Source organism: Sulfuriferula sp. AH1 (assembly GCF_002162035.1).
Classification (GTDB): domain Bacteria; phylum Pseudomonadota; class Gammaproteobacteria; order Burkholderiales; family Sulfuriferulaceae; genus Sulfuriferula.
The window spans coordinates 1,261,347-1,278,828 of the sequence record NZ_CP021138.1; the positions used below are offsets into that span (position 1 = coordinate 1,261,347).

General features: G+C 52.8%; 20 protein-coding genes. 13 read left to right on the plus strand and 7 right to left on the minus strand.

The window, feature by feature from the left end; translation table 11 throughout:
• Nucleotides 1-2: 2 nt before the first annotated feature.
• The 4 genes from purL to CAP31_RS06460 all read right to left on the minus strand — a co-directional run bounded on the left by purL (nt 3) and on the right by CAP31_RS06460 (nt 6,269).
• Nucleotides 3-3,956: a phosphoribosylformylglycinamidine synthase gene (gene purL, locus CAP31_RS06445; RefSeq protein ID WP_087446783.1), complete on the minus strand. Its 3,954-nt coding sequence runs from the start codon at nt 3,954-3,956 to the stop codon at nt 3-5.
• Between the two features lie 149 nt (nt 3,957-4,105).
• On the minus strand, nt 4,106-4,537 hold the full coding sequence (locus CAP31_RS06450; protein ID WP_087446784.1) for an Hsp20/alpha crystallin family protein: 432 nt from the start codon (nt 4,535-4,537) through the stop codon (nt 4,106-4,108).
• Between the two features lie 286 nt (nt 4,538-4,823).
• A complete protein-coding gene (locus tag CAP31_RS06455) occupies nt 4,824-5,642 on the minus strand; it encodes an NYN domain-containing protein (protein WP_087446785.1) in 819 nt (272 codons plus the stop codon).
• Between the two features lie 114 nt (nt 5,643-5,756).
• The gene (locus tag CAP31_RS06460; protein WP_087446786.1) at nt 5,757-6,269 is read right to left on the minus strand and encodes a DNA-deoxyinosine glycosylase; all 513 of its coding nucleotides are present in this window, start codon (nt 6,267-6,269) and stop codon (nt 5,757-5,759) included.
• 240 nt (nt 6,270-6,509) lie between these two features.
• On the opposite strand from CAP31_RS06460, the gene CAP31_RS06465 reads away from it, so the two are divergent.
• The 6 genes from CAP31_RS06465 (at nt 6,510) to CAP31_RS06490 (ending at nt 9,743) form a co-directional block, all read left to right on the plus strand.
• Entirely contained in the window at nt 6,510-7,094 is a 585-nt protein-coding gene (locus tag CAP31_RS06465) for an OmpW family protein (RefSeq protein WP_189836656.1), read from the plus strand.
• Between the two features lie 231 nt (nt 7,095-7,325).
• Entirely contained in the window at nt 7,326-7,703 is a 378-nt protein-coding gene (locus CAP31_RS06470; protein WP_087446787.1) for a DsrE/DsrF/DrsH-like family protein, read from the plus strand.
• Nucleotides 7,703-8,080 carry an HIRAN domain-containing protein gene (locus CAP31_RS06475; protein ID WP_223247399.1) on the plus strand — a complete coding sequence of 126 codons (378 nt, stop codon included), beginning with the start codon at nt 7,703-7,705 and terminating at the stop codon, nt 8,078-8,080. Before CAP31_RS06470 ends, CAP31_RS06475 begins: the two co-directional genes overlap by 1 nt.
• A gap of 64 nt (nt 8,081-8,144) precedes the next feature.
• Nucleotides 8,145-8,816 (plus strand): tRNA (adenosine(37)-N6)-threonylcarbamoyltransferase complex dimerization subunit type 1 TsaB, encoded by a 672-nt coding sequence (gene tsaB / locus CAP31_RS06480; RefSeq protein ID WP_087446788.1) that lies wholly within the window; start codon nt 8,145-8,147, stop codon nt 8,814-8,816.
• Nucleotides 8,813-9,286, plus strand: a complete 474-nt coding sequence (gene rimI, locus CAP31_RS06485) for a ribosomal protein S18-alanine N-acetyltransferase (protein ID WP_087446789.1) — start codon at nt 8,813-8,815, stop codon at nt 9,284-9,286. Before tsaB ends, rimI begins: the two co-directional genes overlap by 4 nt.
• Nucleotides 9,279-9,743 carry a DNA polymerase III subunit psi gene (locus CAP31_RS06490; RefSeq protein ID WP_087446790.1) on the plus strand — a complete coding sequence of 155 codons (465 nt, stop codon included), beginning with the start codon at nt 9,279-9,281 and terminating at the stop codon, nt 9,741-9,743. Before rimI ends, CAP31_RS06490 begins: the two co-directional genes overlap by 8 nt.
• A gap of 61 nt (nt 9,744-9,804) precedes the next feature.
• Here CAP31_RS06490 and CAP31_RS06495 read toward each other — a convergent pair whose 3' ends face one another.
• The gene (locus CAP31_RS06495; protein ID WP_087446791.1) at nt 9,805-10,128 is read right to left on the minus strand and encodes a hypothetical protein; all 324 of its coding nucleotides are present in this window, start codon (nt 10,126-10,128) and stop codon (nt 9,805-9,807) included.
• Nucleotides 10,129-10,232: 104 nt separating this feature from the next.
• Between CAP31_RS06495 and CAP31_RS06500 the strand changes: the two genes are divergently transcribed.
• Genes CAP31_RS06500 through CAP31_RS15005 form a run of 4 tightly spaced genes read left to right on the plus strand, consistent with a single transcriptional unit; the run spans nt 10,233 to nt 14,052 of the window.
• Nucleotides 10,233-10,646 carry a hypothetical protein gene (locus tag CAP31_RS06500; RefSeq protein WP_087446792.1) on the plus strand — a complete coding sequence of 138 codons (414 nt, stop codon included), beginning with the start codon at nt 10,233-10,235 and terminating at the stop codon, nt 10,644-10,646.
• On the plus strand, nt 10,643-11,491 hold the full coding sequence (locus tag CAP31_RS06505; RefSeq protein WP_087446793.1) for a CbbQ/NirQ/NorQ/GpvN family protein: 849 nt from the start codon (nt 10,643-10,645) through the stop codon (nt 11,489-11,491). Before CAP31_RS06500 ends, CAP31_RS06505 begins: the two co-directional genes overlap by 4 nt.
• A 30-nt stretch (nt 11,492-11,521) precedes the next feature.
• Nucleotides 11,522-13,237 carry a hypothetical protein gene (locus tag CAP31_RS06510; protein ID WP_223247400.1) on the plus strand — a complete coding sequence of 572 codons (1,716 nt, stop codon included), beginning with the start codon at nt 11,522-11,524 and terminating at the stop codon, nt 13,235-13,237.
• The gene (locus CAP31_RS15005; protein ID WP_223247401.1) at nt 13,123-14,052 is read left to right on the plus strand and encodes a nitric oxide reductase activation protein NorD; all 930 of its coding nucleotides are present in this window, start codon (nt 13,123-13,125) and stop codon (nt 14,050-14,052) included. The genes CAP31_RS06510 and CAP31_RS15005 overlap by 115 nt, the downstream gene beginning before the upstream one ends.
• 61 nt (nt 14,053-14,113) lie before the next feature.
• On the opposite strand, the gene smpB is transcribed toward CAP31_RS15005, so the two are convergent.
• Entirely contained in the window at nt 14,114-14,596 is a 483-nt protein-coding gene (gene smpB / locus CAP31_RS06515) for an SsrA-binding protein SmpB (RefSeq protein WP_255377136.1), read from the minus strand.
• 32 nt (nt 14,597-14,628) lie between these two features.
• On the opposite strand from smpB, the gene CAP31_RS06520 reads away from it, so the two are divergent.
• Nucleotides 14,629-15,066 carry a type II toxin-antitoxin system RatA family toxin gene (locus CAP31_RS06520; protein WP_087446795.1) on the plus strand — a complete coding sequence of 146 codons (438 nt, stop codon included), beginning with the start codon at nt 14,629-14,631 and terminating at the stop codon, nt 15,064-15,066.
• Complete coding sequence (locus CAP31_RS06525; protein WP_087446796.1) at nt 15,063-15,389, plus strand: RnfH family protein; 327 nt, start codon at nt 15,063-15,065, stop codon at nt 15,387-15,389. Before CAP31_RS06520 ends, CAP31_RS06525 begins: the two co-directional genes overlap by 4 nt.
• A gap of 54 nt (nt 15,390-15,443) precedes the next feature.
• On the opposite strand, the gene CAP31_RS06530 is transcribed toward CAP31_RS06525, so the two are convergent.
• The gene (locus CAP31_RS06530) at nt 15,444-15,770 is read right to left on the minus strand and encodes a hypothetical protein (RefSeq protein WP_087446797.1); all 327 of its coding nucleotides are present in this window, start codon (nt 15,768-15,770) and stop codon (nt 15,444-15,446) included.
• Nucleotides 15,771-15,990: 220 nt separating this feature from the next.
• Here CAP31_RS06530 and guaB point away from each other — a divergent pair, with 220 nt between their 5' ends.
• Nucleotides 15,991-17,454, plus strand: coding sequence for an IMP dehydrogenase (gene guaB / locus CAP31_RS06535; protein ID WP_087446798.1), 1,464 nt, complete (start codon nt 15,991-15,993; stop codon nt 17,452-17,454).
• Nucleotides 17,455-17,482 lie beyond the last annotated feature (28 nt).

Sequence of the window (17,482 nt, forward strand, 5' to 3'; positions counted from 1 at the left end):
GATCAGCCTACCCAACGACGTGCATTCTGGAACAGGCGTAGCCAAGGGCCGTTTTCCTGAAGGGAATCAGGATGCCAGCTATGTTGTACGGCGCGGAATACGCGTTCAGGATGCGGCATCATGATGGTGAAACGGCCATCGGTACTGGTAACGCCCGTCAAGCCATTTGCCGAGCCGTTAGGATTGAGCGGGTAGGCTTCGGTAGGCCGTCCGTGATGGTCCACGAAACGCATGGCGCCGATTACCTGACCGGCATCGCCAGTCTGGCTGAAATTGGCATAGCCTTCGCCATGAGCGACAACGACAGGCATTTTGCTGCCGATCATGTCGCCAAGCAGAATGGACGGACTGTCAGTAACTTCGACCATGACAAAGCGCGCTTCAAATTGTTCGGATTGATTGCGCGTGAATTTTGGCCAGTGCTGAGCGCCAGGGATAATGGATTTGAGGTTGCTCATCATCTGGCAGCCGTTACAGACACCTAATGCAAAACTGTCCGTACGACTGAAAAACGCTTCGAATTCATGTCGCGCTCGCGGGTTGAACAGGATGGACTTGGCCCAGCCTTCGCCAGCGCCCAATACGTCGCCGTAAGAGAAACCACCGCAAGCGGCCAATCCGCGAAAATTACCCAGACTGACACGGCCTGAAATAATGTCGCTCATATGTACGTCGACCGCATCGAAACCGGCACGGTCGAATGCGGCTGCCATTTCCACTTCGCCGTTGACGCCTTGTTCGCGCAATATCGCTATGCGCGGTTTATTGCCGCCGATAACGATGCTTTGTTCGGGGTCGAAACTCAGTTCGACGGCAAGGCCGGGGTCGTCACGCTCCTGAATTTGAGCAAATTCGCTGTCTGCGCAGGCGGGATTGTCGCGCAGGCGCTGAATACGATAACTGGTTTCGCTCCAGATCGCGTGCAGCTTGGTGCGGTCGAAGTCGAGTATGGGCTTGTCGTTACGGGTGACGACGATGCGATCGTCTGAATTCAGTGTGCCGATGACATGGAACTCGCTGCGTAACCCGGCCTGGAAGAAAGCTTGCATGACATCGGCGGTATATTCGCGCTTGACCTGGAGTACTGCGCCGAGTTCTTCATTAAACAGCACGTCGAAAATGCGTGCACTGTAGTCCTGGTCGTTCGGGATTTGTGGCGCTTCATCGTCCGCGCCTTCTGTTTCAACTTCAACGCGGAAACGATCCTGGCATAACTCGCCGGCATCGACAGTGATGCCGCAATGTCCGGCGAACGCCATTTCGCATAATGCTGCCCATAAACCACCATCAGAGCGGTCATGATAGGCAAGCAATTTTTGAGCGGCATTCAGTGTCTGGATAGTCTCAAAGAATGCCTTGAGCTGACGCGGCGAATTAACGTCAGGACTGATGTTGCCAATCTGTTTATACACTTGCGCCAATGCGGAACCGCCTAGACGGTTACGGCCGCAACCCAAATCGATGAGGATGAGGTCGGTTTCACCCTGATCGGTGCGTAATTGGGGCGTCAGTGTCTGGCGTGCGTCGGGCGTAGGCGCAAAAGCGGTAATAATCAGCGACAGGGGAGAAGTGACTGCTTTATCGACGCCGTTCTCCTGCCAGGTCGTACGCATGGACAAGGAATCCTTGCCTACCGGAATACTGATGCCCAGGGCAGGACATAATTCCAGACCAACGGCCTTAACCGTATCAAACAATGCAGCGTCTTCGCCAGGGAAACCTGCGGCTGCCATCCAGTTTGCGGAAAGTTTGATATCGCCTATCTGGGCTACGCGTGCTGCGGCAAGGTTGGTCAGTGATTCGCCGATGGCCATGCGGCCTGATGCCGGAGCATTGATCAGGGCGAGCGGTGTGCGTTCGCCTACGGCAAAAGCCTCGCCGCAGTGGCCGGTATAGCTCATCGTGGTGACGGCGACATCGGCTACCGGAACCTGCCAAGGGCCGACAAATTGATCGCGTGCGGTATAGCCGCCGACAGTACGGTCGCCAATGGTTATCAGGAACGACTTGGAGGCCACACTGGGCAAACGTAATACCCGGGTTGCGGCTTCGGCAAGCGTTATGTCGCGGGTATCGAAGACGGCAAGCTGGGGTTGCGTGCGCGTGACATTGCGGGTCATGCGTGGCGGTTTGCCCAGCAGCACCGACATGTCCATATCGACAGGTGTTTCCGGCAATAAACTGTCGTTTACGGTTAAATGCGCTGTTTCAGTGGCGACGCCGACTACGGCAAACGGGCAGCGCTCGCGTTCGCACATGGCGCGGAACGATTCCAGACTGGCCGGCGCAATGGCGAGCACATAACGTTCCTGTGATTCATTTGACCAGATTTCGCGTGGTGACATGCCGGATTCTTCCAGTGGCACATCGCGCAGCTGGAAGGTTGCGCCGCGTCCTGCACCATCGACCAGTTCCGGGAACGCATTGGAAATGCCGCCAGCACCCACATCGTGAATGGACAGAATAGGATTGTCTTTGCCCAGTTGCCAGCAGCGGTCGATGACTTCCTGTGCGCGGCGCTGCATTTCCGGATTGCCGCGTTGTACCGAATCGAAATCGAGATTCTCGGCATTGGTGCCGGTGTCCATGCTGGATGCCGCACCGCCGCCGAGGCCGATCAGCATGCCCGGGCCGCCGAGCTGGATCAGCAGGGTGCCGGGTGCAAACGCATGTTTGAAGCAATGCTCTGCATCGATATTGCCGACGCCGCCGGCGAGCATGATGGGTTTGTGGTAACCGCGCATTTCACCTGCGCATTGTTCTTCGAAGGTGCGGAAATAGCCGGCCAGATTAGGACGGCCGAATTCATTGTTGAACGCGGCCGCACCCAGCGGGCCGTCTATCATGATTTGCAGCGCGGAAGCGATACGCTCGGGTTTGCCATAGCCGTTGGCATTATTCTGATAGCTTTCCCATGGCTGGGTGTAATCGTTGATGCGCAGATTGGATACGGAAAATCCGCACAATCCGGCTTTGGGTTTGGAGCCGATACCGGTTGCGCCTTCGTCGCGAATCTCGCCGCCGGAACCGGTGGCTGCACCCGGGAATGGTGAGATCGCGGTAGGATGGTTGTGAGTTTCGACTTTCATCAAAATATGGGTTGTCGCCTGATGGTAATCATAGCGGCCATCAGCATCAGGATAGAAACGCGCGATGTTTGCGCCTTCGATTACCGACGAATTGTCCGAATAGGCGACAACGGTGCCGGCCGGATGGCGGGCATGGGTTTCGCGGATCATGCCGAACAGGGTGTGGGGCTGCATCTCGCCATCAATGACCCAGGTCGCATTAAAGATTTTGTGACGGCAATGCTCGGAATTGGCCTGTGCGAACATCATCAATTCAACATCAGTCGGATTGCGCCCGATTTGGGTGAAGTTCGCCACCAGATAATCGATTTCATCGCCGGATAACGCCAATCCCATGTCCTGATTGGCACGGGCCAGCGCATCGTTGCCGCCGCCAAGAATATCGACAGTGGTTAGGGATTTTGGTGGCAGATGACGGAACAGCGCCTGCGCGCCGTCCAGCTCACCCAGTATGATTTCGGTCATGCGGTCGTGAATATGCGGCGCAATCGCCGCCAGATCGGTTGCCGTTATTGCTGCGCCGTCACGGCGCACGAAATAATAAACAGTGCCCCGTTCTATGCGGATGATATGGTTCAGGCCGCAGTGATGGGCAATGTCGGTGGCCTTGGACGACCAGGGTGAAATGGTGCCGGGGCGGGGCACGACCAGCATCAGCGTGCCATTGGTGTTGGCTGCAGCCGGGGTGCCGTAGGTGAGCAAGCTGTCGAGCGTGCTTTGTTCGGCAGTATTTAACGTTTTGCTGGTTTCTGCGAAATGCCAGAATTGGGTGCTTATGCAATCATAATCAGGTAAGGCAACGGCGAGTTTGTCGAGACGGAATTGCGAAAGAGCCGCGCCACCGGGCAATTTGATTAAATCAGACATAATGCGTATCAGCGTTAAATAAAAGTGAATTTTACCCGAAAATGGTCACTCTCGCTCAGTGGTGTGTTTGCGGCAGAGGGACCTGCAAAAGAATACGCTGCCATTTTAAAAACGACAGCGTATTCTGATTTGTACAGAGACAGCGGAAATTATTGAATAGTCAGTTTTTTGGCTTCGCTGCTTTTCTTTTTCGGCAAGGTCAGATCAAGCACACCGTCAGTGTATTTTGCGACAGCCGTTGCTTCATCCACATCCTGATCCAGTGTGAAGCTGCGGTATAACTTGCCGTAATAGCGTTCGCTACGCAGTACTTTCGCACCTTCTTTTTCTTCTTTTTCTTTTTTCACTTCGGCGCTGATACTGACTTGCTTGCCATTGATCGCAACGTGAATATCTTCTTTTTTGACACCGGGTATTTCAGCGTGAACCGCGTAGTTTTTATCGGTTTCCTTTACGTCCATTTTGATTTGTAATTGTTGGGGTTGATTCTCGAAACGTACAGGCTGTATAAAGCCCCGGAACAGATTGTCGAAAGGCTCGAAGGTCAAGTCAAACGGATCATAACGGGTTAAGTTTGCCACGATAATTCCTCCTTGCAGGACAAAGATGAAATGACGTTTAGCCGGTCCTGATACAGCTAGCGTCTGATCAAATACCTATTTGATATTTTAGCAGGCGACTAGCAAGATGCCAGGTGTATATTGGTATTTGCGTATCCTTTTACCCGTTTTGAAATGCATGCGTTGCATGTTCAGTGATCCGTTAAGGGCATGCTTGGTCCGGCGATCCTGTATCAGCCACATCAAGGCAATGGATGCATAGATTGCACTGGCGATTCCCGGCTCAAAGAAAGCAGCGAGATCGGATTTATTTTATCTTCAGATAGAGTGTCTTCTTATCGGAATTCGGCGACTTGCGTTCCTCGGTTTCGAATAACTCTGTTTTGGCCTTTACCAGGTCGCTTAATTTTTTGAAACCGTATAATCTGGAATCGAAATCCGGTTTCAATTTGGTCAGATAACTGCCAAACGTGCCGAGGTTTGCCCAGCCGTTGTCATCGCATGAGTTTTCAAGGGCTTGCAGAACAAATTCCTTGGGAAATTCCTTGGCGGTCACAGGGGATTTTGCTGATTTTTCAGACGATGGAGCGGTTTTTTTCGGTTTGGGTGATGCGGAAGACTTTGCGGTCACGGTTTCGGTTTTGGTTGCCGATACCGGTCTCAATACTTCGGTGAAGATGAATTTATGGCATGCGTTGCGAAACGCATCGGGGGTCTTCTGCTCACCAAAACCTAATACGGTGAGTCCTTCTTCGCGAATACGCAGCGCCAGGCCGGTGAAATCGCTATCGCTGGAGACGATACAAAAGCCGTCGAAACGGTGGGTGTAAAGCAGATCCATCGCATCGATGATTAAGGTGCTGTCGGTCGCATTTTTGCCTGTCGTGTATGCAAACTGCTGCACGGGTTTAATAGCGTGTTTGTTTAACACTCTTTTCCATTGCGCGCTGGCTGGGGAAGTAAAATCGCCATAAATCCGCTTAACGCTGGCTTCACCATAGCCGGCGATTTCCGCCAGCAAACCTTCAATAATGGCTGCCTGCGCATTGTCCGCATCGATTAGTACCGCCAGCCTGAGCGCGGGCTCTTCCGCTTCCATTTTGGCTGTCATGCGTGGGTTTGTCATGGTCTGCTCCTTCTTGGTTATTATTAAAAATCGAAGTCAAAGAGCCGTATCAGCGACGTATCCTGAATAGTTCTCGTAATAATACACCTTAAAAAGCCGTTGCCATCTTCGCTGTTATCCGGGGCAGCGCGCATTGCATATGGCTTGCCATGCTCCCAGCTTGCGTTCCAGTGGTATGGATGCATTGGCGGGACTGGTTGACGGCAGGCGCTGATATTCGATGCGGTTTATTTCCATGTTGGGGAGTACGAGTGTTCGATAAGCTTGTTCAGCGGCAGTGCCATTAAAAAATACATGCGTGATATGCGTATGCTGCAGGAAAAATGTTCCGAAGTCGTTCGGAGTTTGCGTGGCTTTGTCGATACTGGTATCGAGGCTGCCTTCGCGTTTGCATGAATGAAGTACATCCCACAGCGCTATTCGCGCATGTCGTAATGCCTCAATACGTTGTTCATAGGGGGATTCCGGATCTAGCTGTATGAGCGTACCCATGATGCGCCAGAAGAGATTGCGAGGATGTGCGTAGTATTGTCCGGAACGCAACGAGGCAACGCCCGGCATGCTGCCCAGGATCAATATGTTTGCGGCGCTGTTTTCGACGGGGGCGAAGCTTGTTATGTGCGACATGGCGTGTCCGGCATTTACCAGTTGAGTGGGGAATTTTAACGTGGATCCATCTATTCAGGCGATGGCTTTACCTCAAGTGAAGCAGTTTATTTCGTTTTCCGTTAAATGTTCGGCTCGGACTGTGGATGATTCTCGACGGCTGTCGTCGCCAGAATATTCGATGCAAAATCTTTGTTGTGTTATTGATAATAGTATATTAAGATATCAATCTCTTTAATTAATTTAAAAAGGATATCGATCATGATAAGAAAAAATGCAGTCATTCTATTGGGCCTTTTGGCAAGTACAGCCGCGAGTGCGGATCAGGGGGATTGGCTGGTACGCGCGCGTGCGATCAGCGTTCAGCCGCAGGAAAGTTCATCTCTGGGCCTCAGCGTGGATAATGCACTGGTACCGGAAGTCGATTTCAGCTATTTTGTAACCAAGAACGTGGCGGTGGAATTGATTTTAGGCACTTCTCGTCATGAAGTATCCCTGGAGTCGACCAGTCTTGGCAAAGTGAGCGTGCTGCCACCGACATTGACTGCACAATACCATTTCGCGCCTGATGCAACAGTGCGTCCTTATGTGGGCGCCGGTGTCAATTACACGCGTTTCTATAGCAATGACCTGAAGGTGGGCACACAAAATGTGGAGCTGGATAACAATAGCTGGGGCGGGGCATTGCAAGCGGGCGTTGATATTGCAGTCGGAAAGAATTCCTTTATCAATCTGGACATAAAGAAAATCTACATTAAAACGGATGTCGCTCTGGCAGGAACGAAAATTGACACTTTGAAGCTGGATCCACTGGTTTTGGGCGTCGGCTACGGCATGAAATTTTAAGTAGCAAACTTTAAATTGTCTGGAGCGGGGTTGCCGGATGTGCCTGAATGACACATCCGGCGACGAAGCCTGGCTCAGCATTCTCTGTCTTTTCTGTTGTATCTCTTGCCTTTTTCTCGGTAGTAATCAGGTTGTGATATTCTTAGCCCATTAAGACACTCACGCTGAAATGATGTGATGCGGCATGGGGGGCGTGCATGTCTGCAATTTTGTAAGTATGGAGAAGGTAAGATGGCGGAGAAGTTGGTAATCATGCTGTTGACGATTAGTCCGGATCAGCCGCATTTGTGTGGTACGCCATTTTTTCAGGCGGCTTCGGCAGCGGCGATGGACGTAGAGGTGGAGATTTATTTTGCCAGTGCGGCAACACGTTTGCTGGCAAAAGGCGTGGCGGAACGAATTTATCCATCCGAAAACAAAGTGAAATCGGTATATGGATTCATGCAGGATGCGGCCAATCTGGGCGTGAAGTTCTATGCGTGCGGCGGCGCACTGGATGCCTATGCGATCAAGCCCGATATTCTCATTCCGGAATGTACCGGCGTTGCGGGTGGAGCGACATATATCAGTCGCGTGATGGATGATGAGTGGCGTTCGATTAGCTATTGATGATGAGGTTCTTTACCCTGGTGTTGCTGTGGCTGGCAGCGGGCAGTATCCTCGCAGCGCAAGTGACTGCGCAGATTCTGGTGCAGTCTTCGCCATTGGCCGGATTCCAGTATTATGCAGGCAAGACGTTGTGGAACGAATTGCATGAAGGCGATGCGCTTGTCTTGGTGCGCGAGCCCGGTAATGAACATGACCCGCGTGCGGTGCGGGTGGAGTGGCGTGGGATAAAATTAGGGTATGTGCCGCGTCGCGATAATGCGGCGGTGGCGCGAATGCTGGATAATGGCACTCCGCTTGATGCTAGGATTACCCGTTTGAACAAGAGCCGTAATCCCTGGCAGAGAATTTTGTTTGAAGTGTATGTGCCCTTGCAATGAGGAAATGTTGCATGGTTACGTTTATGTCGCCAGTTCAGGCGGCCTGTTTTAGATATCGATCTTAATGAAAATCCTGGCTTTCGATGCTTCTACCGAGTATTGCTCCGCCGCCCTGTGGGCGAACGGCGAGATATTGACCCGGCAGGCACATGCGGGACAAACCCATTCGCAATTGTTGTTGCCGCAATGCCAAAGTATATTGGCTGAAGCCGGATTGAAATTTGCGGATCTGGATGGTATCGGCTTTGGCGAAGGGCCGGGTTCATTTACCGGCCTGCGTATCGCATGCGCTGTCGCCCAAGGCCTGGCTTTTGCAGTGGATATTCCAGTGGCTGGGGTGAGCAGCTTGCAGGCACTGGCGGCCGCCAGTGATGGCACGAGGGTGATCGCCTGTCTGGACGCGCGCATGGGCGAGGTTTATCACGCAACTTATCAACGCGTAGCCGATGACTGGTTGATGCTGAGCGAACCGATCGTCTGTAAACCGCAGGATGTGCCGGCAGTTGAAGGTGTTGGCTGGGTGGGGTGCGGTAGCGGATTTCTGGCGTATGCCGACGTGCTGGCAGAACGCTATGGCCGGGCGCTGATAACGGCAAAGCCGGATATTTATCCGCACGCCCGCCATATTGCCGAGCTGGTGGCAGGGAGATTCGCGCAAGGCCAGGGAAAACCTGCCGAATTGGCGATGCCATTGTATATCCGCAACAAAGTTGCATTGAAGATTTGCGAACGATGAGTACCGTATTGCAGATACAGCCTATCGTACGGCCAATGACTGAGGCCGATTTGCCGGAAATCGCGGCGCTGGATGCGCAGAGCTATCCTTTTCCGTGGACGCTGGGCAACTTCGCCGACTCCATGCACTCGGGTTATCGTTGTTGTGTATACGAATTGGATAACGAGATCATCGGTTATGCGGTGATGATGCTGGCGGTCGGCGAGGCGCATTTGCTCAATATCACCATTGCTCCGGACCGGCAAGGGCAAGGTTGGGGGCGGGTGCTGATGCACTATATTATCGGGCGTGCACGGCAGGATCGTGCCGAGTCGCTTTGGCTGGAGGTGCGGCCATCGAATAGTGTGGCGCGGCGCTTGTATGACACTATGGGATTTGATTGCGTGTCGGTGCGCAAGGATTATTATCCTGCGGTAGACGGACGTGAGGATGCAGTAATTATGCGATTGGATTTGATCGATCATGCGTGAAGCGGTGCTGGAAGAATTGGGGCTGATGCCGCTGTGGAGATTGCGTCCGATTTCGGAGACTGTGCCGGATGCCATTTTGCAGAGCTCGGAATCATTGACTCCGGCAGATGTGGAATTGACCGTGGTAGATGTACTGCGCGCTGATGGCGCCCACGGCTGGGTGTTGTTGGAGAAGGCACTGACAGGCGACGCTGCGGTTCTGTTCTCGAATATGTTGGACGCGATGGGCTTGCGTAAAACCGGACTCAGACAGATCAATTATGCGCGGCTGAATGAATCGGTGACCGCCAGTGGGGTGCAATGGTTGTGGGTGGTCGGCGAAAAGGCGGCGCGTCACATGTCGGAAAGCGGCGTGCCGCTATCGCTATTTGTCAGCGTGCATCCCGACGAATTGGTGATCAAGCCTTTGGCAAAAGCGGAGGTATGGGCTGGCTGGTGTAGCTGGTTAAGAGGTTGATGAAGGATGTTGGTCAATAAAAAAGCCCGTCGAAACGGGCTTTTTTATTGCTTGCCGGTTTTTAACCGTGCCAGGCGTGTTCCATGACATCGAGACGAATGTCCAGAGCGAATTTTTCACCATTGCCTTCAACGTTGAGGGTAACAACGCGAACGCCGGGGGTTGGGAAGGATACTTCGTGAGTATAAGTGCCGGGTGCATTAACGCTTTGCTCGTTAATCACTTTACCAGTGGTATCGGTTAGTTTGCATTTAACCTGACCGCTGCCATCCACCAAAGCCTGAATACGGAAATTTTCATTGGCGCAACGACGATATACGGCTGGATCGCGGTTGACGTTATATTCCAGGTTGTTGACCTTGACGAGCTTAACCAGCTTTTTCATATCAGCATTCCATTTGTGAGTAAAGTTGAGTAAAATAATCGGGTATTGCGTAAATCACAATTTCGCAATTTTATTCTTAAACTTCTATTCGGTCTAGTCAGAAAATGGATCATCAACCCTTAATACAGGCTTTTGCACAAGTCGATGAGCAAATCATCGATCTCGAACGCATTTTGAACGAGCGGAAATCGTTGCCGTTGCAGGCGACCGTGGAACACGCGATGACGCTTACCAAACAGCTGATTATTGCTTATATCGTCGATGTCGGGGTAAAGGAAGTCCCCGATATTAGCGGCGATTTGCTGGATGTGTTCAAGGTGCTGGTCAAGAGTGATCCGTCCTGGAATACGATCCGCGATAATTGCCGTGAATTGGTGTATTACCATAATTGCATTACGATGGATCGCATGGATGCATTACCTGAAAATCCGGAAAAAATGGCAGTACGTACCTTGCGTCATTTGTATTTATTCATGAAAACACGCTGTATGCGTGAAGAACGTTTGGAGATGGCATGAAAGGATTTTTGAATCGTTTGCGCGGCGTAGAGCGTGACATTATTCAGCTCCCTGTAGAGGATGCTGCCGCTGCGCCTTATTACGAGGCCCAAAATAACGAAATCGAGATTTTTGAGGCGGCTTATAAAAAACGCTTGCCGGTGATGCTCAAGGGCCCGACCGGTTGCGGTAAAACCCGCTTTCTCGAATACATGGCCTGGCGCCTGAAGCGTCCTCTGGTCACGGTGTCATGCCACGAGGACTTGACCAGTTCGGATCTGGTCGGACGTTTCCTGCTGGAAGGCGAGCAGACAGTGTGGCAGGACGGCCCGCTTACACGTGCTGTGAAAGCTGGAGCCATCTGCTATCTGGATGAAATCGTGGAAGCGCGTACTGACAGTACGGTGATTATTCACCCGTTGACGGATCACCGCCGCCAATTGCCGCTGGAGAAAAAGGGACAGGAAATCGAGGCGCATGAGGATTTCATGCTGGTGATTTCCTATAACCCGGGTTATCAAACCGTGTTGAAGGATTTGAAGCCTTCCACCAAACAGCGTTTCATCGGTATCAATTTCGATTATCCGCGCGAAGAAATCGAGCGCAAGATCGTCAAGAACGAGGTGCCGGAGCTGGATGATGGACAGGTTGAAAAACTGGTGGCCGCCGGTCGGCGGGCGCGTACCCTGAAGGATCATGGCCTGGAAGAGGCGACCTCGACCCGCGCGCTGGTGTATGCCGGCAATATGATCGCAGCGGGCGTAAGTCCGTTTGAAGCATGCAAAGCGGCGCTGGTAAATCCGGTGACCGATGACCCTGAGTTATCCGAGGCGCTGCTGGAGATTATTCGAGCGCATTTTGCCTAGTCTGTTTAATCCTGTGTCGCTTACTTATTCATGACCGATTTAGAAACTCTCGCCGCCATCCAGCAAGCCTTGGTTGATCTGGAACAAATCAGTTTTGTCGCGCATCGCGATACCCAGGCTGCATTAAGCGTGATTCAACCTTATGGCGATGATGTGGTGCTGGAATGGGTGCTGGCCTGCAAGGCCCTGTTTGCTCATGACCGCGATGCCGGCAAGGCGTTTATTCGTGGCAGTGAGGTTGCGTGTCTTGCCAGCCAGTCGGTATTGCCGTGGACGCATCAGGCGCTAAAATTTCTGGCATGGCGTGGCTCCTGGAAAGCCGTTGACGGTTTCATGAATCAATTGCCCGATGCTTATAACAGCCTGGGTGCAGAAGGCGAGGAGCGTTGGGCCGCTTTAGGGCTGGACTGGTGCGAACGCCATCTGGATTCCGGAGTGGCTTATTTCCGCTGTCCGGTACTCGAGCTTGAAGGCGGGCATGGCATTGCCGGCATCGAAGAAGTGGTTTTGCCCAGCCTGGAGCTGTTCACCAAGCGTCGCTTGGCATTGGGCACCTATCTGTGCGGTGCGATTCGCGTACGCAATCTGCTGGGCATCGATGCAGTATTGCCATGGGCGAAGCGCGGGGCGGATATTCTGCAGGCAGGTCGCTTGCGCGGGGAAGCGTTTTTCAAGCTGGAATCCGAAGAGAGCATGTCGCTGCTGCTGGAAAATCTCCCGGGTTTCCGCACACCGGAACATCAGCGCCTGCTGCAACTGGTGCTATACGCCTGGTTCAGTGAGACATTCGATTTGCTGGAAGGTAACTGGTCGCCGGACAAGGGGCGTGCGTTTGTTGAAACTGACGGTGCGGCGCTGTATCTGCCCATTGCGCTGCCGAGCCGTGAGGAAGCGATACTGGCAATCATGCATACCGCCGGACACCTGGCATTTTATTCGTATGAGCGGCGCTATATTGAGGCGCTATTCCGCGAAGCGGGGCGCGAGCATCCGCCGCTGGATGAGCAGCAGCGCATTACCTGGCGTCCTCTGTTCGCGGCTTATGGCGAAGACATGATACGTTTTCAGCTGATTTTCGACTTGTGCGAGGATACGCGCGTGGATGCGCGTATCGGCGCCACGGTGCCGAATTATCTGGCGCGCTTGCAGGCTGCAGCAGATGCCGCACCGTTGCCTGAAGGTGTGGCGGCAAGCTATTTCAAGTGGGCGCGGCAGGCGCTGCGCTGGATGGTGGAAGGAGCGCCGGTGCATGTGGATTTTGATGCGCTGCGCCCCTTGCTGTCAGCCCAAGCCACGGTGATCGATGCCTTTAAGATCGCCAATGAGATTTATAAAAACAGTACGTTGCCTGCGATTTCTCTTGTAGAACGCGAGTTTGCGTTTATCCCCGGACGTTCGCCTAATGCTGCGCGACCGGTGTATCCGCGCCGCGCTCTGGAGCAGGCTGAATTCGGTACCGGGATGGAAGACAAGGACGATGTTGTCAAACATGATGACATCAAGCCCAATCCCGAGCAAAAGCAAATCCCCAAGCATGCGGCTGGAGAAGATCCTGATTTCGATATTCCCCGGAAGAAACAGCCGGATCAGGCGGCCGGGTCGGGGTCGGTATTCCGCAACCGGCTCATGTCATGGGTTATGCCAAGGGTGCTGAATACAGCGAGAAAGGCAAGCCTTATGCCGAATGGGACTATCGCGATAATCGCTATAAGCGCAATTGGGCATGGGTCCAGGAAAAGGAGCTGACCGAGCTTGATGCCGGCGAAGCGACCAAGCTGCTGACGCAATATGCGCCAGCGTTAAAACGCCTGAAGCGTGCCATTCAGACGCAGAAACCGGCGCGCATGGCCCCCTTGCGGCGTCAGTTCGATGGTGACGAGCTGGATCTCGAAGCGACGATGTCTTATATCGCCGAGAAGCGGGCCGGCATGTCGCCCAAGGCCAATATTTATCGGCAGCGGGTGGTGCAGCATCGTGATACCGCTGTGACTTTGCTGGCGGATATTTCCACGTCGATCATGCAAACCAATCCTGATGGTGGCGGGCGGGTGGTCGATAGCCTGCGGGCGGGAATGTTGCTGTTCGCCGAGAGCATGGAAGAGGTCGGGGATCCTTACAGCCTGGCCGGGTTTGCGTCGAAATATCGGGATAATGTGAGTTATTATGCGATCAAGGGCTTTGACGAGCGTTTGACACCGCATACGCGCGCGGTGCTCGGCGGCCTTACGGGGCGATTGGCTACGCGCATGGGTGCAGCGATACGGCATGCTGTCGCCGGCTTCGACAAGGCACCGTCACAGCGGCGTTTGTTATTGATTCTGTCTGACGGGCGTCCGGCTGATTACGATGACGGCGGTGATGAGCGTTATCTGCACGAGGATACGCGCATGGCAGTGAAAGAGGCGGTGGATGCGGGTGTGCATCCTTTCTGTATCACGTTGGATGCGACGGGGAGCCAGTATCTGCCACAGATATTCGGGCCTGGACATTACCTGATTCTGGATCACATCAACGATTTGCCGAAAAAACTGCCGGAAGTGTATCTGCGTTTGCGTAAGTAAGTTGTTGAGACAGGCTGATAGTGGCTACGCCAGCTTGTTGTGACTGCGCCGAGGTTTGTGGCTACGCCAGCTTGTTGTGACTGCGCATGGCCCGCTGGATTTCCAGATTCGATTCGCGGGTTTTCTCGGTCTGGCGTTTATCATGCTGTTTCTTGCCCTTGGCCAGCCCGATTTCCAGCTTGATGCGACCCCGGCTGTAATGGAGGTCAAGAGGCACCAGCGTATAGCCTGAACGTTCCACCTTACCGATCAGCTTGCTGATTTCTTCTGCATGCAGCAACAGCTTGCGGGTGCGCGTGGCGTCAGGATGTACGTGCGTGGATGCCGTGGCAAGCGGGCTGATATGAGCTCCGATCAGGAACACTTCGCCATTTTTTATGACAACATAGGCTTCCTTGAGCTGGGCGCGGGAGGCGCGGATGGCCTTCACTTCCCAGCCGGTCAGCATAAGTCCGGCTTCATATTTATCCTCAATGAAGTAATCGTGGTATGCTTTTTTGTTTTGTGCGATGCTCATAAGTTTGTTCCCGTTCTGAGCAAGTATTTTAACAGCTTTTATATTAGGCACTAAGGGTTATGGCGCAGGTAAACAAAAGTGTTTTGGTTGGGCATTCTGCTCAGCAGATGTTTGATTTGGTCGATAGAGTAGAAGATTATCCCGATTTTTTGCCCTGGTGCGGCGGTACAGAAGTCAAAAGCCGGCGGGATGACCAATTGGTGGCGAGAATCGATATCGATTATATGCACATCAAGCAGCATTTCAGTACAGAGAACTCGAATCAGCCGCCAAATCTTATTAAAATGCGCCTGCTCGATGGCCCGTTCAAGCATCTGGATGGAGAATGGCGCTTCAAGGCGCTTGGTAGCGAAGCCTGCAAGATAGAGTTTGTGCTGCATTACGAATTTGCGAACAAGTTGCTCGATACCGTATTGGGGCCGGTGTTCAATTATATCGCGAACAGTTTTGTTGAGGCGTTTATCCAACGCGCAGAGCAGGTGTATGGTGCATCATGACAAGTCAGATTACAGTAGAAGTGGCCTTTGCCAGACCCGATGAACAGTTGATTTTATCGCTGCATGCTCAGGAGGGTATAACCGCTCTGGCGGCAATTGAGGCCTCGGGAATTTTGGCCAAATTTCCCGAGATTGATTTGAAGCAAAACAAGATCGGCGTGTTTGGCAAGCTGGTCAAGCCGGATACGGCGTTGCGGGACAAGGATCGTGTCGAAATATATCGCAAGCTGATTGCCGACCCTAAAGAAGTGCGCAGACGTCGTGCGGAAGAGGGTAAGGTGATGAAAAAAGGCGGCGGGGATATTGAAAAGGCAGATGAATGATCATTTGGCGGGCAGCTTCTTATTAACCAGGAGCTGCCCGTTTTTGGTCCATGCTTATTTGAATTGATCGGTGCTTGGCAGGCTGGCTTGTTCTATGCCCAGTTTGGCAGCATCGCTGGCTGTTTTTGAATCCTTGATGACGGTAGCGCTGTCGCCGGTTTTGGCGGCTGCTTCAGCAGCTTTCAGTGCGCTTTCGGCGTTGGTCCACAGGGCTTTGTGTTTTTTCGCAGAGGCGACATCCGCTTGTGCTTGCGTTAATGCGGTTTGCGCTTCGGAACTCAAAGTGCCGGTAGCTGGTGCGCTGGCTGTTTGTGTAGTGCCTGCGCAGCCACTGATTGCCAAAACTGAAGCGCCGATTAACGCAATAATAAATTTATTCATCTGCAAATCTCCTCAAAAGCGATTTGGTTAGTATTAAAAATAAGTCGCTAGTACGAACCTGTCCTGACTAGGTTGCGTAAACATAACGATTTGAGTGGCTTGCGTCAAATGCTTTTATGTAAATTAGTAGCTTTTTACCATGGAAAATGCGTATGCGGTTTCCGATTAGCGGCCAACTGAACTTTGCCGTATAATGTTGCTTTGCTCTGGAACAATAACCATGCGCGTGATTCAAAAAGCCCTCACCTTTGATGACGTTCTGCTCGTCCCCGCTCACTCTGATGTACTGCCTCGCGATGTGAGTTTACAAACCCGTTTGACGCGTGACATCACTTTGAATATTCCATTGCTCTCAGCGGCAATGGATACCGTGACGGAAGCGCCTTTGGCTATTGCGTTGGCGCAAGAGGGCGGTATTGGTATTGTTCATAAAAATATGACGATAGCGGCACAAGCTGCCGAAGTGGCGCGAGTCAAGCGCTTCGAATCCGGTGTCGTCAAGGATCCGGTCACGGTCACGCCAGAAATGAGCGTGCGCGATGTTCAGGCGACAACCCGCCAATATCGTATTTCCGGGTTGCCGGTTGTCGATGCAGCGGGCAAGGTGGTCGGTATCGTCACCAACCGCGATCTGCGTTTTGAAACCAATCTGGATCAGCCGATCAGTCAGGTCATGACGCCGCGCGAGCGTCTGGTGACGGTAAAAGAGGGTGCAAGCCGGCTCGAAGTGCTGGCATTGCTGCACAAGCATCGTATCGAGCGCTTGCTGGTAGTCAATGACAATTTCGAGTTGCGCGGTCTGGTTACCGTTAAAGACATACAGAAATCTTCCGAACATCCAAATGCCTGCAAAGACAGTCAGGGGCGTTTGCGCGTAGGCGCGGCGGTAGGGGTGGGTGCGGGAACTGAAGAACGTGTTGCTGCATTGGCGCAGGCCGGAGTGGACGTAATCGTGGTGGATACCGCTCATGGCCATTCCAAGGGGGTGCTCGACAGGGTCAAATGGGTTAAGACCAATTTCCCGCATATCCAGGTTATCGGCGGCAATATTGCTACGGCCACTGCCGCGCTGGCGCTGGTTGAGCATGGTGCCGATGCAGTGAAAGTCGGTATCGGCCCAGGTTCGATCTGTACTACCCGGATCGTTGCTGGCGTGGGCGTACCGCAGATTACCGCAATTCAGAATGTGGCTGATGCGCTGCGCAGTTTGGGTGTGCCGTTGATTGCGGATGGTGGCGTGCGTTACTCAGGCGATATTGCAAAAGCGATAGCTGCGGGCGCCAGTACCGTGATGCTGGGTGGCTTGTTTGCCGGTACGGAAGAAGCGCCCGGCGAAATCGAATTATTCCAGGGTCGATCCTATAAATCCTATCGCGGCATGGGCTCCCTTGGCGCGATGCAAAAAGGTTCAAGTGACCGTTACTTCCAGGATAATGAGGCTAATGCCGATAAATTCGTTCCGGAAGGAATCGAAGGGCGTGTGCCATATAAAGGCAGTATGCTGGCAGTTATCCATCAGTTGATGGGTGGTTTGCGTTCAAGCATGGGATATCTGGGTTGCGCAACGATTGCCGATATGCAAGCGCGCGCCGAATTCGTGGAGATAACCTCTGCCGGGGTGCGCGAGTCGCATGTGCATGACGTGCAGATCACCAAGGAAGCGCCTAATTATCGTTTGGATTGACGGATTCCGATTTTTAAAACGATGACAC